This window comes from Alcanivorax sp. IL3 (assembly GCF_047495465.1).
In the GTDB taxonomy this organism is placed as follows: Bacteria; Pseudomonadota; Gammaproteobacteria; order Pseudomonadales; family Alcanivoracaceae; genus Alcanivorax; species Alcanivorax jadensis.
Genome location: NZ_CP179931.1, coordinates 2,308,610 through 2,323,111, shown reverse-complemented (window position 1 = coordinate 2,323,111; position 14,502 = coordinate 2,308,610). Strand labels below are relative to the sequence as shown.

At 58.4% G+C, this 14,502-nt stretch carries 14 protein-coding genes; 12 read left to right on the top strand and 2 right to left on the bottom strand.

Translation table 11 applies throughout. The features are described 5' to 3' along the window. Positions 1 to 61: 61 nt before the first annotated feature. From tesB to nqrM, 11 genes are all read left to right on the top strand, one after another. Positions 62 to 940: an acyl-CoA thioesterase II gene (tesB, locus tag ACMG4M_RS10820; RefSeq protein ID WP_035247246.1), complete on the top strand. Its 879-nt coding sequence runs from the start codon at positions 62 to 64 to the stop codon at positions 938 to 940. Then, the gene (locus ACMG4M_RS10815) at positions 937 to 1,524 is read left to right on the top strand and encodes a uracil-DNA glycosylase family protein (protein WP_414429967.1); all 588 of its coding nucleotides are present in this window, start codon (positions 937 to 939) and stop codon (positions 1,522 to 1,524) included. The genes tesB and ACMG4M_RS10815 overlap by 4 nt, the downstream gene beginning before the upstream one ends. 409 nt (positions 1,525 to 1,933) lie before the next feature. Next, positions 1,934 to 3,373 (top strand): glyceraldehyde-3-phosphate dehydrogenase, encoded by a 1,440-nt coding sequence (locus tag ACMG4M_RS10810; protein ID WP_414429966.1) that lies wholly within the window; start codon positions 1,934 to 1,936, stop codon positions 3,371 to 3,373. A 268-nt stretch (positions 3,374 to 3,641) separates the two neighbouring features. Next, positions 3,642 to 4,988: a Na(+)-translocating NADH-quinone reductase subunit A gene (locus ACMG4M_RS10805; RefSeq protein ID WP_414429965.1), complete on the top strand. Its 1,347-nt coding sequence runs from the start codon at positions 3,642 to 3,644 to the stop codon at positions 4,986 to 4,988. Positions 4,989 to 4,990: 2 nt separating this feature from the next. After that, positions 4,991 to 6,223, top strand: coding sequence for an NADH:ubiquinone reductase (Na(+)-transporting) subunit B (locus ACMG4M_RS10800; protein ID WP_035247253.1), 1,233 nt, complete (start codon positions 4,991 to 4,993; stop codon positions 6,221 to 6,223). Next, positions 6,224 to 7,021, top strand: a complete 798-nt coding sequence (locus ACMG4M_RS10795; protein ID WP_414429964.1) for a Na(+)-translocating NADH-quinone reductase subunit C — start codon at positions 6,224 to 6,226, stop codon at positions 7,019 to 7,021. Next, complete coding sequence (locus ACMG4M_RS10790; RefSeq protein ID WP_035247258.1) at positions 7,021 to 7,686, top strand: NADH:ubiquinone reductase (Na(+)-transporting) subunit D; 666 nt, start codon at positions 7,021 to 7,023, stop codon at positions 7,684 to 7,686. The genes ACMG4M_RS10795 and ACMG4M_RS10790 overlap by 1 nt, the downstream gene beginning before the upstream one ends. A 12-nt stretch (positions 7,687 to 7,698) precedes the next feature. Continuing rightward, entirely contained in the window at positions 7,699 to 8,319 is a 621-nt protein-coding gene (gene nqrE, locus ACMG4M_RS10785; RefSeq protein ID WP_035247259.1) for an NADH:ubiquinone reductase (Na(+)-transporting) subunit E, read from the top strand. Between the two features lie 16 nt (positions 8,320 to 8,335). After that, a complete protein-coding gene (nqrF, locus tag ACMG4M_RS10780) occupies positions 8,336 to 9,565 on the top strand; it encodes an NADH:ubiquinone reductase (Na(+)-transporting) subunit F (RefSeq protein ID WP_035247262.1) in 1,230 nt (409 codons plus the stop codon). Between the two features lie 169 nt (positions 9,566 to 9,734). Beyond that, a complete protein-coding gene (locus ACMG4M_RS10775; RefSeq protein WP_035247265.1) occupies positions 9,735 to 10,745 on the top strand; it encodes an FAD:protein FMN transferase in 1,011 nt (336 codons plus the stop codon). Between the two features lies 1 nt (position 10,746). Continuing rightward, positions 10,747 to 10,983 (top strand): (Na+)-NQR maturation NqrM, encoded by a 237-nt coding sequence (gene nqrM / locus ACMG4M_RS10770; RefSeq protein WP_198030647.1) that lies wholly within the window; start codon positions 10,747 to 10,749, stop codon positions 10,981 to 10,983. 231 nt (positions 10,984 to 11,214) lie between these two features. Here the strand turns inward: nqrM and ACMG4M_RS10765 are convergent, their stop codons facing one another. Beyond that, positions 11,215 to 12,318, bottom strand: a complete 1,104-nt coding sequence (locus ACMG4M_RS10765) for a GNAT family N-acetyltransferase/peptidase C39 family protein (protein ID WP_414429963.1) — start codon at positions 12,316 to 12,318, stop codon at positions 11,215 to 11,217. 120 nt (positions 12,319 to 12,438) lie between these two features. Between ACMG4M_RS10765 and ACMG4M_RS10760 the strand changes: the two genes are divergently transcribed. Then, complete coding sequence (locus tag ACMG4M_RS10760; protein WP_035247271.1) at positions 12,439 to 13,608, top strand: patatin-like phospholipase family protein; 1,170 nt, start codon at positions 12,439 to 12,441, stop codon at positions 13,606 to 13,608. Here ACMG4M_RS10760 and ACMG4M_RS10755 read toward each other — a convergent pair. Then, positions 13,572 to 14,363 carry a glycerophosphodiester phosphodiesterase gene (locus ACMG4M_RS10755; protein WP_084573448.1) on the bottom strand — a complete coding sequence of 264 codons (792 nt, stop codon included), beginning with the start codon at positions 14,361 to 14,363 and terminating at the stop codon, positions 13,572 to 13,574. The genes ACMG4M_RS10760 and ACMG4M_RS10755 overlap by 37 nt on opposite strands. Between the last annotated feature and the right edge of the window lie 139 nt (positions 14,364 to 14,502).

The following is a 14,502-nucleotide window of genomic DNA, read 5'->3' as shown; positions in this document are numbered from 1 at the left end:
TTAGCGGGCTTGCGGTTACCATGACCCGTTATTGATTGTGTTTTGCGCTGAGGATACGTCTATGAATGCATCGGTTCGGGAGCTGATGACGCTGTTTGATCTGGAACAGCTCGAGAATAATTTGTTTAGAGGTCAGAGCCAGGCCAATGGCCAGCAGAGTGTGTTTGGCGGCCTGGTGGCCGGTCAGGCGTTGCTGGCGGCCTCGAAAACCGTGCCGACGGACCGGTCGGTGCACTCTCTTCATGCCTATTTTCTGCGGGCCGGGGATTTCACCAAACCCATCGTCTATGACGTGGACCGCATTCGAGACGGCAGGAGTTTTACCACCCGCCGGGTCAACGCTATCCAGCATGGCCGGCCGATTTTCTCGCTGGCGGCGTCGTATCAGGTTGAAGAAGAGGGCGTTGCCCATCAGGTGCCCATGCCGGAGGTGGCCGGTCCGGAAGGTCTCGAGAATGACGAGGCAGCCCGACAGAAGCTGGTGGCCCGGTTGCCGGAACAGTATCGCGAGGCGTTTCTGCAAGACCGGCCGGTAGAGTTCCGCCCGGTGACCCCCCGTGATCCGATTTCTTCCCAGCCGGAACCGCCGTTGCGGGAGGTCTGGTTCAAGGTGGTCGATTCTGTCGACGCAGACCCCATGACCCAGCGGGCCTTGTTGGCTTATTGCTCGGATTTCGGGCTGATGGGGACGGCCATGCTGCCCCACGGCATGAATTTCTGGCAGCCCCATGTGCAGTGCGCCAGCATTGATCACGCCATGTGGTTCCACGGGGATTTCCGCATTGATGAATGGCTGCTCTATCGTAGCGAGAGCCCCTTTGCCGGTGGCTCCCGGGGCATGAACTTCGGCTCCATCTATCGTCAAGACGGCACCCTGGTGGCATCTGTGGCCCAGGAAGGGCTGATGCGCCTGCACCGCTCGGATAGCCCGGCGGCATGAGCAAGCTGATCCCTCTGCTGGAAGAGGTGAGGGCCTGCCGGCTGTGCGAGGCCCGTCTGCCTCTGGGGCCGCGCCCGGTGGTGCGCGCCGGGGAGGGGGCCCGGCTGCTGATCGTGGGGCAGGCGCCAGGCACTAGGGTCCATGAAACCGGCATTCCCTGGAATGATCCTTCCGGGGACCGGCTGCGCGACTGGCTACAAATGGACCGGGAGGCCTTCTATGACGAAAACCGCATTGCCATTATTCCCATGGGGTTTTGTTATCCGGGTCGCGGCAAGGGGGGCGATCTGCCGCCCCGCCCGGAATGTGCCCCCCAGTGGCATGAACAGTTGCTGGCGGAGCTGCCGGATCTGCAGCTGACCCTGCTGGTGGGGCAGTACGCCCAGAAGTACTACCTGCCGGAGCCGGGCAAGACCCTGTCAGACAATGTTCGTGATTTCGCCCGGGCCCTGCAGCATGGCTACTTCCCGCTGCCTCATCCGAGCCCGCGAAACCGGTTATGGCTGCGCCAGCGGCCCTGGTTCGAGGAGGAGGTGTTGCCGGTGTTGCGTGAACGTGTGAACCGGTTGGGAGCCTTTGTATAAGTCCTTGCGCGCTCAGCGGGGTCTGAAGGGTGCAGCTGTTGTGGTTTGTCGTGACGGACAGGGTGGGCTCCTTTCCTATCGACAAAGCGCAGCAGATGTGCCCTTCAGGCCTCGCCCTCCGGGGCTTTCAGGGCGGCCCATCATCTGGGCGCACTTTTGAGCGCAGGCGGGTTGCCAGTCGATAAAGGGCAACAACGTGTGTGGGCCGGCCTGTAAGCCTGAGTGTGCAAGGAGTTATGCAAAGGCTCCCATGTGAAACCGTAATATCCCCGCCATTTGGGTGGATAAACGCGGCGTTTGGCGATATTATTCGCGCCCCAAACTCCACCGCCGGTGAACGTTGAAACCGGGCATTTCGGTGCCAGCCACGGTTTTCTTCACCCGAACCCAACCTGAGAGGGGCATCTCCGTGAACAAACTGGAAGACCACTTCGGACGCTGGAAGAACCGCGAAGAAATCGCAGAAGCCATGATCCCGATGATCGGCAAGCTGCATCGCGAAAAGAACATCACTACTACAGTTTACAGCCGCTCCCTGGTCAACAAGTCTGTTATCCAGATCCTCAAAGCCCATCGTTTCGTCAAGCAGGTCGAAGATTCCGAGCTGTCTGTGGTGGATTCCTTCCCGGTTCTGCAGGAAGTGAACAAGCTGGACCTGGGCCCCTGCCGCATTGATATCGGCAAACTGGCGGTAGAGTACAAGAAAGATAATCGCGGCCTGTCCATTGAGGACTATGTCCGTGAAGAGCTGGCTGAAGCGGTCAATAACAAGGGGCCAGAGCCCAGCTCCACGGACGTGGTGCTGTACGGTTTTGGCCGTATCGGCCGTATCCTGGCCCGTCTGCTGATCGAGAAAGCGGGTTCCGGCGATGGTCTTCGCCTGAAGGCCATCGTGGTGCGCGAATCCGGCAAGGGCGACCTGCAAAAGCGTGCCAGCCTGCTGCGTCGTGACTCCGTGCACGGCCCGTTTGCCGGCACCATCGCCGTGGATGAAGACGAAAACGCCATCATCGCCAACGGCAACTTCATCAAGGTGATCTACTCCAGCGATCCGTCTTCCATCGATTATACCGAGTACGGCATCAACAATGCCGTGGTGATCGACAACACCGGTAAGTGGCGTGATGCGGAAGGCCTGTCCCAGCACCTGCAGTGCAAGGGCGTTGCCCGCGTGATGCTGACTGCGCCGGGCAAAGGTGATATGAAAAACATTGTTCATGGCGTGAACAATGACATGATTGAGGACAGCGACAAGATCATTTCCGCTGCCAGCTGCACCACCAATGCCATCGTACCGCCGCTCAAGGCCCTGGAAGACAAGTTCGGCATCGAATACGGCCACGTGGAAACCGTGCATTCCTACACCAACGATCAGAACCTGCTGGATAACTTCCACAAGGGTCCCCGTCGTGGTCGCTCCGCGCCCCTGAACATGGTGCTGACCGAAACCGGTGCGGCGACGGCGGCTGCCAAGGCGCTGCCCTCCCTGCAGGGCAAGCTTACCGGCAACTCCATCCGGGTGCCGACTCCGAACGTGTCCATGGCGATCCTCAACCTGACCCTGGGCAAGGAAACCACCCTGGAAGAGCTTAACGAGTACCTGCGCTGGGTGAGCCTGCACTCTCCGCTGCAGCGTCAGGTGGACTTCGTGAGCAGCCCGGATGCGGTATCTACCGACTTCGTCGGTTCCCGTCACGCTTCCGTGATTGATGCGGAGGCTACCATTGTCAGTGGGCGTCATTGCGTACTGTACGTGTGGTACGACAACGAGTTCGGTTACAGCTGCCAGGTACTGCGTATCCTGCAGCAGATCTCCGGGGTGGAATACCCGGCGTACCCGAAGGACTGAACTGCGTTTGAAAAGAAGCCCGCGCTGCGGGCTTTTTTTCGGTGCATAACCGGGTTTTCTTTTGCACCAAAGTAGTTCTGTGCGACGAAAGACGGGTCGCACGGTGCTGGCGAACGGGCAGGTGCGTCTTTATAATGGCGCCGCCGGCTGATGCCGGCTCCCAAGTGCAAATTCCGGTTTTAGCGAACATCCACGGCATTTCCCGCTTTTCGGGGCTTGCAGGCGGATGTGCCTCGACTTCAGCAACACGCAACGTGGGCGAGAAACTATGATTAAAGTCAGGAAGGGCCTGGATCTGCCCATCACTGGTGCACCGCGCCAGGCGATTGAGGAAGGCCACCAGGTTCGTTCTGTTGCCGTGCTCGGCGGTGACTATGTGGGCATGAAACCCACCATGGAGGTCCGCGAGGGAGACGTGGTCAAGAAAGGCCAGTTGATCTTCACGGACAAGAAAACCGAGGGTGTGAAATACACCGCTCCTGCCGCCGGCAAGGTGGTGGCGATCAATCGTGGCCACAAGCGCGTCCTTCAATCTGTAGTGATTGAAGTGGCCGAGCAGGAAGACGAAGTCACCTTTGATTCCTACAGCCCTGAGCAGATCGCCGGCCTGGGCCGTGAAGCGGTACAGCAGCAGCTGGTGGACTCTGGCGAGTGGACCTTGTTGCGGACTCGCCCCTTCGGCAAGGTACCTGCGCCGGGTAGCACCCCGAATTCCATTTTCGTTTCCGTTCTTGATACCAATCCGCTGGCCCAGGAGCCGGCACTGGTGATCAAGGAAAACGAACAGGCTTTCCGTCACGGTCTTGCCGTGTTGAGCCGTCTTACCGATGGTCCGGTATGGGTATGTCGTGGCCCCAATACCGACCTGCCGAGCTTCGCCGGTGGCCAGGTACGTGAAGAAGTCTTTGCCGGCAAACACCCGGCGGGCAATGTGGGTACACACATTCATCACCTGGATCCGGTTAGCCTGAAAAAGATTGTCTGGTCTGTGGGTTATCAGGACGTGATTGCCATCGGTAAATTGTTCACCGAAGGCAAGATTTACTCCTCCAGGGTAGTGGCTCTGGCCGGCCCGCAGGTTAAAACGCCTCGTTCCCTGCGTACCCGGGTGGGTGCCAGCACCGACGACTTCGCCCAGGGCGAACTGAAAGAAGGTGACAACCGCCTGATCAGTGGTTCCGTCTTTGGCGGCCACAATGCCCAGGGTCCGGTGGCTTTCCTTAGCCGCACCGGTAACCAGGTAACGGCGTTGTGCGAAGGCCATAAGCGTGAATTGCTGGGCTACATCTCCCCGGGCGTGAATCGCTTCTCGGTGCTGAACATCTACCTGTCCAAGCTGATGCCGGGCAAGCGTTTCAACTTCACCACCACCACCAACGGTTCCGAGCGGGCCATGGTGCCGGTGGGGGCCTACGAGGAAGTGATGCCGCTGGATATCCTGCCGACTCAGTTGCTGCGTGCGCTGATCGTTGGGGATACCGACAGTGCCACGGCACTGGGCGCGCTCGAGCTGGTGGAAGAAGACCTGGCCCTGTGTACCTTCGTGTGCCCGGGCAAATACGAGTACGGTCCGATTCTGCGCGACAATCTCACCACCATTGAAGCGGAGAGCTGAGCATGGGCATGAGAAGTTTTCTGGACAACAAGGTCGCCCCGCATTTCCACGAGGGTGGCAAGTTCGAGAAGTATTACACCTTCTACGAAATGTTCGACACCATGCTGTACACCCCGGATTCGGTGACCCGGTCCTCTGCGCATGTACGCGATGGTATCGATCTGAAACGGATCATGATGACGGTGTGGTTCTGCGCCTTCCCGGCGATTTTGTTCGGGCTGTGGAACACCGGTTATCAGGCCAACCTGCAAATCGCTGAAGGCTTCAGCCCGATTCCCGGCTGGCGCAGTGATCTGGTGATGGCGCTGGCAGGCTTTGATGCGGCCAGCCTCTGGTCGAACCTGCTACACGGCATGGTCTACTATGTGCCGATTCTGATTGTGGTCTACCTGGGTGGTTTCATCTGGGAGGGCCTGTTCGCCTGGAAGCGCGGCCACGAAGTGAACGAAGGTTTCTTCGTGACGGGTATCCTGTTTACCCTGATTCTTCCTCCGGCTATTCCCCTTTGGCAGGTATTCCTGGGTATTTCCTTTGGTGTGGTCATCGGTAAGGAAGTGTTCGGGGGTACTGGCAAGAACTTCCTCAACCCGGCGCTGGTCGGGCGGGCGTTCCTGTTCTTCGCCTATCCGGCAGAAATGTCCGGGGATGCGGTATGGACCGCGGTGGATAACTTCTCCGGGGCGACCCCATTGGCGTTGGCCGCTGCCGGTCAACTGGACTTCGCCAGCAATCTGACTGCCGATGCCGGTGCCAATATCTCCTGGATGCAGACCTTCCTGGGCGGTATTCAGGGCTCCATCGGTGAGACATCAACACTGGCGATTCTGATTGGTGGCGCGGCGTTGCTGCTTACCAAAGTGGCCTCCTGGCGCATCGTACTGGGTGTATTCCTGGGTATGGTGGCGCTCAGTACTCTGCTGAATGCGGTGGGCTCAGCTACCAACCCCATGTTCGCCATGCCTTGGTACTGGCACCTGACCGTGGGCAGCTTTGCCTTCGGCATGATCTACATGGCCACTGACCCTGTGTCGGCCTCCATGACCAATGTGGGCAAGTACATCTTCGGTGCTCTGATCGGTGTCATGATCGTATTGATCCGGGTGGTGAACCCGGCGTTCCCGGAGGGCGTGATGATGGCAATCCTGTTCTCCAACCTGTGTGCGCCGTTGATCGACCACTTTGTTGTGCAGGCGAATGTTCGTCGCCGCCTGCGCCGGACCGGGGGAGAAGTGTAAATGTCAGCAAATAAAGAAAGTGTCGGCAAAACGCTGCTGGTTGCCTTTCTGGTCTGTGTGGTTTGCGGTGTGGTGGTTGCCACCGCTGCGGTAAGCCTGCGACCGGTACAGAGCAAGAACCAGCTGCTGGACAAACGCATGAACATCCTGCAGGCCGCTGGTCTGTACCAGCCCGGTGTGGATGTGAACGAGGTATTCAAAAGCATTGAACGCCGCTTTGTTGACATCGACACCGGTGAATACGTAGAGATGCCGCAATCCTATGACCAGCGCAAGGCAGCCAAGGACCCCCAGCGGTCCGAACGCCTCAGCGGGAAAGAGGATATTGCCGGTATCAAGTCCCAGGCGAACGTTGCAGAAGTGTTCCTGGCCCGCGGTGATAACGGTGACCTGAGCCGCATCATCCTCCCGGTGCATGGCTATGGCCTGTGGTCCACCTTGTATGGTTTCCTGGCCCTGGAGCCGGATGCCAACACCGTTTCCGGTCTGGGTTTCTATGAACACGGCGAAACCCCTGGCCTCGGCGGCGAAGTGGACAACCCGAAATGGAAAGCCCTGTGGGAAGGTAAAAAGCTTTATGGTGAGCAGGGTGAAGTAGAAATCCAGGTGGTCAAAGGCGCCGTGGACAGCAAGACGCCGAACGCCGAACACAAGGTGGATGGCCTTGCCGGCGCGACCCTGACCAGCAACGGTGTCAGTAACCTGCTGCGCTTTTGGGTCGGTGAAAACGGTTTCGGTCCTTACCTCAAGCGCATGCAGCAAGGTGAAGTGGTCGAACAGCAGGAAGGAGACGCGTAATGGCGGAGAAAACGAAGGACATCCTTTTAGGTCCGATTTTCGACAACAACCCCATCGCGCTGCAGATCCTCGGTATCTGCTCCGCCCTGGCGGTAACCAGTAACCTGAGCACGACGGTGACGATGTGTATTGCATTGACTACCGTCACCGCGTTCTCGAACTTTTTCGTCAGCTCGATTCGCAATTACATTCCGTCCAGCATCCGTATCATCGTGCAGATGACCATTATTGCCTCGCTGGTAATCGTGGTTGACCAGTTCCTGAAAGCCTATGCCTATGGCATTTCCAAGCAGCTGTCGGTGTTCGTGGGGCTGATCATCACCAACTGTATCGTGATGGGCCGGGCGGAAGCCTTTGCCATGAAGAACCCGCCGATCCCGTCCTTCCTGGATGGTGTGGGCAATGGTTTGGGCTACTCGGTGATACTGCTGGGTCTGGGTTTCATTCGTGAACTGCTGGGTGCCGGCAGCCTGTTCGGACAGCAGATCCTGACCAAGGCCGCTGACGGCGGCTGGTTCGTGACCAACGGCATGATGCTGTTGCCGCCCAGCGCCTTCTTCCTGATCGGTCTGTTCATCTGGGCGATCCGGGTCTGGAAGCCTGAGCAGGTAGAAGAGGATACCTTCAAGATGAAGCCACACACCCGTGTCAGCGACGCGTTTTAACGGAGACGAGTAATGTTTGAACATTATCTGAGCCTGTTCGTCCGCGCCGTCTTTGTTGAAAACATGGCGCTGGCTTTCTTCCTGGGCATGTGTACCTTTATTGCCGTGTCCAAGAAGATCCAGACCTCTCTGGGTCTGGGTATTGCGGTGATTGTGGTACTGACCATCACCGTGCCGGTGAACAACCTGATACTGACTTACCTGTTGGACGAGAACGCCCTGGCCTGGACCGGGATTGAGTCCCTGGCTAGCCTGGACCTGCGTTTCCTGGGCCTGCTCAGCTATATTGGCGTTATCGCCGCGCTGGTGCAGATCCTGGAAATGACCCTGGACAAGTATGTGCCCAGTCTCTACAACGCCCTGGGCATCTTCCTGCCGCTGATTACCGTGAACTGCGCCATTCTGGGTGCGTCCCTGTTCATGGTGGAGCGTGACTATACCTTTGGTGAGTCCATGGTGTATGGCGTCGGGGCCGGGGTTGGCTGGGCGCTGGCGATTACGCTGCTGGCCGGTATTCGCGAGAAGCTGAAATACAGCGACGTGCCAGATGGCCTGAAAGGTCTGGGCATCACCTTCATCACCGTGGGGCTGATGTCTCTGGGCTTCATGTCTTTTTCCGGCGTGCAGCTGTAAGCGAAGGGGTTGAATCATGAGTTTTGAGATTATTCTCGGTGTGGTCATGTTCACCGCCATTGTACTGGCACTGGTGGCGGTGATCTTGATGGCCCGCTCCCGGCTGGTAGCCAGCGGGAACGTGCACATCAACATCAACAGTGATGAAGAAAAATCCATCGACGCCCCGGCTGGCGCCAAGCTGCTGGGTACCCTGGCCAACCAGGGTATCTTTCTGTCTTCCGCCTGTGGTGGTGGTGGCACCTGTGCCCAGTGTAAGTGTCAGGTTCTGGAAGGTGGTGGCGATATCCTGCCTACCGAAGAGGGACACTTCACCAAGGGCGAGATTCGCGACGGCTGGCGCCTAAGCTGCCAGGTGAACGTGAAGCAGGACATGAAGATCGAAGTACCGGAAGAGTTCTTCGGTGTGAAGAAGTGGGAGTGCGAGGTTATCGCCAACGATAACGTGGCCACTTTCATTAAAGAGCTGACTCTGAAGCTGCCGGAAGGCGAGAACGTGGATTTCCGCGCCGGTGGTTATGTGCAGCTGGAAGCGCCGCCGTTCGACGTGAAATTCTCTGATTTCGATATCAGCGAAGAGTACCGGGGAGACTGGGAGCGCTTTAATTTCTTCGATCTGAACTGCAAGAACAACGAGGAAGTGATTCGCGCCTACTCCATGGCGAACTATCCGGAAGAGAAAGGCATCCTCAAGTTCAATATCCGGATCGCCACACCGCCTCCGGGCTCCAAGGATATCCAGCCAGGGATCATGAGCTCCTATGTCTTCAACCTGAAACCGGGTGACAAGATCACTGTGTTCGGTCCCTTCGGCGAGTTCTTTGCCAAGAAGACCGATGCGGAAATGGTCTTCATCGGTGGTGGTGCCGGCATGGCGCCCATGCGTAGTCATATCTTCGATCAGCTCAAACGTTTGAACTCCAAGCGCAAGATCAGCTTCTGGTACGGTGCCCGTAGCTGGCGTGAAACGTTCTACAATGATGAATATGACATGCTGGCCAGCGAGAATGACAACTTCGAATGGCATTTGGCGTTGTCTGATCCCCAGCCTGAAGATAACTGGGACGGCCTCACCGGCTTTATCCATAACGTGCTGTACGAGCAGTATCTGAAGGACCATCCGGCGCCGGAAGACTGTGAGTACTACATGTGTGGGCCGCCGATGATGAACGCCTCGGTGATCAAGATGCTTGATGACCTGGGTGTGGAACCGGAAAACATCCTGCTGGATGACTTCGGCGGATAACACCAAAAACGCCGACCTGCGGGTCGGCGTTTTGTTGTTAAGCTTTTTTATGTAGGAGCTATGCTTGCATGGCGAACGGGGCGGTAAGTTCCGGGTAGCGAGGTTCGCCTCGCGTTGGCCTTTGCCAGAGTGTTTCCTGCAGAACGTTGAACTACCTTGGATTAAAGGTATGGCCCGTCTCGTTTTTGCTCTTGTCGTTCTTTCCGTTGCACTGCTCACCGCCTGCGATGACAGCAAAAACCGCCTGTCCGTTCTCAGCGGCCCGACCATGGGCACCACCTGGAGTGTGAAGTTCAGCGGCACACCCAAGGAAGGCGTAGAAGATCTGAAAGCGGATATCGAGGCGGCGCTGGAGCAGGTCAACGCAGAAATGAGCACCTATCGGCCGGAGTCCAATCTGAGCCGTTTCAATGCGGCGCAAGCCGGCACGTTGATGGCGTTGCCGGAGGATACGGTCAAGGTTCTGTCTGTGGCGTTCGGTATTTCCTCGAAAACTGGCGGGGCCTATGACGTGACGGTGGGGCCACTGGTCAATCTGTGGGGGTTTGGCCCGGACCCGGACCGTTTTGAGCCGCCGTCAGAGGACGAGATCAACGCTGCCATGGCGCGGGTGGGTTGGCAGCAGTTGCTGTTGAATGACAATGAGCTTCTGCAGCCCGGCAATGTGTACGTGGACCTGTCCTCCATTGCCAAAGGCTTTGCCGTGGACAAGGTGGCAGAATTGCTGGAAAGCCAGGGTTTGAAAAACTACCTGGTGGAAGTGGGTGGCGAGTTGCGCGGTAGTGGCAGCAAGCCCTATGGTCAGCCCTGGCGGGTGGCCGTGGAACGCCCGATTGCCGGCGTGCGGGAAGTGGAACAGGTAGTGGTATTGAAAGACATGGCCGTGGCTACCAGCGGCGATTACCGCAACTTCTTCGAATCTGATGGGCAACTGTATTCACATACCCTGGATCCGAGAACCGGTTATCCTGTGGACCATATGCTGGCATCGGTGTCGGTGCTGCACGAAAGCGCCATGATGGCGGACGGCCTGTCCACCGCCATGACAGTGCTGGGTCCGGAGGCCGGTATGGCGTTTGCCAAACAGCACGAACTGGCCGTGTTTTTTATTGTCAGAAAGGGTGAGGGCGTAGAAGAAATTTCCACGCCTGCCTTCGATGCAATCGTGGAGGAGAAATAACATGTTGATGACCATTATGGCCGCAGTGATCTTTATCGGCCTGCTTTTCTCGGCCATGGCGGTCGGCGTGATTCTCTCCAACAAGCCGATCAAGGGCTCCTGTGGTGGCCTGGCCACACTGGGTATGAAAGAGGGTTGCGAAATCTGCGGTGGTGACCGGGGCAAGTGCGAGGAAAACACCCAGAAGGTGGACGGTGAAAAAGCCGCGGCCTTGGGCAAAGACGTGATGAAGATGTGATGCCACATCCGCCCAGCAAGAAGCCCGCCGCGCGCGGGCTTTTTTTGTGTCTGGCTCGTCGGGACAGGAAAAACATTTTTTACCACAGAGGGCACAGGGTTCACTGAGAAAAAGAAAACACTAGGGTTGAAGTTCGTGGGGAGAATTATTTCATGCTAATGCGCCGCAGGAGGGATCAGGTTTTACCTCTGTGACTCTGTGCCCTCTGTGGTAAAAAACCATACCCCAACACTAGGCTAAACACTCAACACCACTGCAGGTGCGCAGCTTGGCCTGGCCATACTTGCGCATCTGGTCGAACTTTTCCCGGGTGATCGGCACATGCTGGCAGTCCAGGGGGACCTGGTCCTCGCCCGGGTCAGGGTCGTGAATATAGAAGCATTCCTCATCGCTGCCACTGATGGCTACCCAGTGGGGGGCCTTGCGGCCATCCAGGCGCCAGGTGCTGATCAACACCAGCACGATGTTGCCGGCGGTGATGGCGTCGTCCAGATCCGCGGCACTGAAATCCTCGTAACAGACCGGCAGGGATTGCGCCTTGCAGGCCTCCACGAAATAGTTGTGCAGGGTGGTGATCACTGCCTTCTTTTCAGGGTCACGCACAGAGTCTACAAACAACGGGCCGGTCTGATTGCACCAGACACGCGCCTCAAGGCCTCGCTGACGAGCGGCCAGGGCCAGGCCCATGGGGTGGCAGCCGCCATGGCCGGCGGTCATGAAAATGGTGGTGGCTTCCCGCCACAACAGCAGCTCTTCGGTGGTGCTGGGAGGTTGCTGCTTGAGCGCCGCAAGGGCCATCATCAGACAGGCCGGCCCGCAGGTGAATGGCGTGGTCTGCTGTACCCAGGGCAGATGTAGCCGTTCCGCGTTGTCAGGCAGGTAGAGGAGACGCTTCTGGTAGCGCAGGGCATCCTGGTGGTCTTCGTAGTAATCCGGCGTCTGCGCAAAAAGACGGTAGCCACGTTTTTCGTACAGGGCGATAGCGGCAGCGTTATCCTTGCGTACTTCCAGGCGCAGATAGGGGCGGCGTTGTTGCAGCGCGTAGTCTTCTGCAGCTTCCATGAGTTTTTCCCCCAGATTCCGTCCCCGTTGCTTTGGATCCACGGCGATGGAATAGAGTCGCGCCAGCCGGGTGCCCGGTTGCAACAGCACCAGCACATATCCTGCCAGGGCATTGTCATCATCAAGGGCGACGATCAGACCGCTGTGTTGGCGTTTGAGCCATTTACGGAAGCTGCGTCGGGAAAGACGGTCCGATGAGAAACAGCGCTGTTCCAGCGCGGTGAGGGCGTCCAGATCATCGGTGGTGGCGGGGCGTAGCTGAAAGCGGTACATAAAGCGGTTTCCAGAAGATGCCCCAGCATAAGGCAGGGAGCCGGCAGATCGCCAGTGGTATTGCGGCTGTGGTGACAGAATGTCTGTCACGGCATACTGGTGGAAATTTGGAGGGTGGAAATGCAGAAACAGGACCCGGTTCGTGGGTTGATATTGTCCGGGGGCGGCGCCCGTGGCGCCTATCAGGTCGGGGTGCTGGCAGCGATTGCAGAATTGCTGCCTCGCGGGGAGCCAAACCCGTTCCCGATTATCTGCGGTACCTCCGCGGGGGCGATCAATGCGGCGTCACTTGCCGCCAATGCCGGTAATTTTCGCACGGCGATTCGTGGGCTGGAGCGAGTCTGGGCCAATATTACCGCTGAACAGGTCTATCGCACGGATACCTATGCGTTGCTGAAAGCCGTGGTTCGCTGGCTGTTTTCCGGTGTCACTACTGGCAAGACGCCGGAACGCAGTGCTCTGCTGGACAATATGCCGTTGCAGCGCCTGCTTACCCTGGTGATCAATTTTCGCCGTATTCGAGATAACCTGGATCAGGGCCATTTGCGTGCGCTGGCAATCACCGCATCCGGTTATGCCACTGGCGAGTCGGTGAGTTTTTTCCAGGGTGACAGTGAACTGCCGGAATGGGTGAGAGCGCGTCGCAAGGGCAAGCGCTCCGACATCGAAGTGCAGCATCTGCTGGGGTCTGCGGCAATCCCTATCCTGTTTCCTGCCAGCAAGGTGGACGGTGCCTATTACGGTGACGGCGCTCTGCGGCAACTGGCGCCATTGAGCCCGGCATTGCATCTGGGGGCCTCCCGGCTGCTGGTGATCGGGGTGTCCGGTAATATGACGGCGGGCCATCAGCGTCAGTTAAGCGGTTATCCATCAATGGCCCAGGTGCTCGGCCATGTGCTCAACAGCGTCTTTGTGGATACCCTGGAAGGGGATGTGGAGCGTCTGGAAAGGATCAACCGGACCCTGTCTGCCATGAGCGAGCGCTCCCGGCGCAAGCATGGTATTCAGTTGCGACAGGTGGATGTGCTGAAGATCTACCCGTCCCGACCCATTGACGAAATTGCCGCCGAACACATCAAGGAATTGCCGCGGGCGTTGCGTTTCTTCCTGCGAGGTTCCGGTGCCACCCGGTCGCCGGGGGCCAGTGCCATGAGTTATCTGTTGTTCGAGCCGGGGTTCACCCGCAGCCTGATCGAGATGGGCCGCAAGGATGCCATGGCGCGCAAGGAAGAAATTCTGGCGTTTTTCGCGGATCAGCCACTCAGTGCGGCGGTTTCCGAAGAGGAATAACGGGGGCTGCGCCGGAAGTGGCTGACGAAGCTGGTGGGGTAATCGGTAATGATGCCATCCACCTGCAGTTGGGCCAGCCGGTCCGCTTCGGTGAGATCGTTCACCGTCCACACCGACACCTTGAGGCCGCGTTTGCGCGCCCGGCGCATTAATGCCGGGGTCACCAGCGAGTAGTGGGGCATCAGCCAGTTGCAGCCCAGGCCGTGGGCCCGGCGGGTGGGTTGCAGGTAGCGGTACTGGCACACATAGCCCCGTTCCACATCCGGCGCCATGGTGCCGATCATGCGCAGAAAGCCGGTATGGCTGGAGGTCACCACCACCCGCGATTGCAATTGCTGCTCATGGATCATATGAGTGAGGCGATGAGCCAGCTGATGCAGCACCACCCGATCCGCCCCTTTTACCTCGAACTGGAAGCGCATGGCCGGGCCGCAAAGCTCCACCACTTCCTGCAGGGACGGAATCCCCGTGGGGCTGTGCCAGCCGGGGGTATTGCGGCGAGCATCCATGGTGCCCAGCTGCGAGCGGGTGTATTGGCGCACATCGCCGCGCATGCCGGTGGTGCGGGTAACGTCACTGTCGTGCAGCACGATCAGATGGCCGTCGGCGGATAGCCTGACGTCCAGTTCCATTTCCGTGACACCGGCTTCCAGTGCAACCTGAAAACTGGCCAGGGTATTTTCCGGGGCTTCGCCGCGTGCGCCCCGGTGACCGACCAGTGTCGGGTGGCGAGGTGCTGTGCTGGGTGCTGTCATCGCGATAGTCATACCACTATTGTTTGAAGAACCTGTTTGGGATCTATACGCGGCCGCGTTGCTGCTGAAAATGGCGCCAGGCAAGGCGTGAACCGCAGGGCCTGACGGGTCAAGTTCAAGGTTCACAACACAGCATGGC

What these genes read in the sequence shown, in the direction of transcription:
- tesB (WP_035247246.1), top strand. Translation starts at nt 62, where the DNA reads ATGAATGCATCGGTTCGGGAGCTGATGACGCTGTTTGATCTGGAACAG.
- ACMG4M_RS10815 (WP_414429967.1), top strand. Translation starts at nt 937, where the DNA reads ATGAGCAAGCTGATCCCTCTGCTGGAAGAGGTGAGGGCCTGCCGGCTG.
- ACMG4M_RS10805 (WP_414429965.1), top strand. Translation starts at nt 3,642, where the DNA reads ATGATTAAAGTCAGGAAGGGCCTGGATCTGCCCATCACTGGTGCACCG.
- ACMG4M_RS10800 (WP_035247253.1), top strand. Translation starts at nt 4,991, where the DNA reads ATGGGCATGAGAAGTTTTCTGGACAACAAGGTCGCCCCGCATTTCCAC.
- ACMG4M_RS10795 (WP_414429964.1), top strand. Translation starts at nt 6,224, where the DNA reads ATGTCAGCAAATAAAGAAAGTGTCGGCAAAACGCTGCTGGTTGCCTTT.
- ACMG4M_RS10790 (WP_035247258.1), top strand. Translation starts at nt 7,021, where the DNA reads ATGGCGGAGAAAACGAAGGACATCCTTTTAGGTCCGATTTTCGACAAC.
- nqrE (WP_035247259.1), top strand. Translation starts at nt 7,699, where the DNA reads ATGTTTGAACATTATCTGAGCCTGTTCGTCCGCGCCGTCTTTGTTGAA.
- nqrF (WP_035247262.1), top strand. Translation starts at nt 8,336, where the DNA reads ATGAGTTTTGAGATTATTCTCGGTGTGGTCATGTTCACCGCCATTGTA.
- ACMG4M_RS10775 (WP_035247265.1), top strand. Translation starts at nt 9,735, where the DNA reads ATGGCCCGTCTCGTTTTTGCTCTTGTCGTTCTTTCCGTTGCACTGCTC.
- nqrM (WP_198030647.1), top strand. Translation starts at nt 10,747, where the DNA reads ATGTTGATGACCATTATGGCCGCAGTGATCTTTATCGGCCTGCTTTTC.
- ACMG4M_RS10765 (WP_414429963.1), bottom strand. Translation starts at nt 12,318, where the DNA reads ATGTACCGCTTTCAGCTACGCCCCGCCACCACCGATGATCTGGACGCC.
- ACMG4M_RS10760 (WP_035247271.1), top strand. Translation starts at nt 12,439, where the DNA reads ATGCAGAAACAGGACCCGGTTCGTGGGTTGATATTGTCCGGGGGCGGC.
- ACMG4M_RS10755 (WP_084573448.1), bottom strand. Translation starts at nt 14,363, where the DNA reads ATGACAGCACCCAGCACAGCACCTCGCCACCCGACACTGGTCGGTCAC.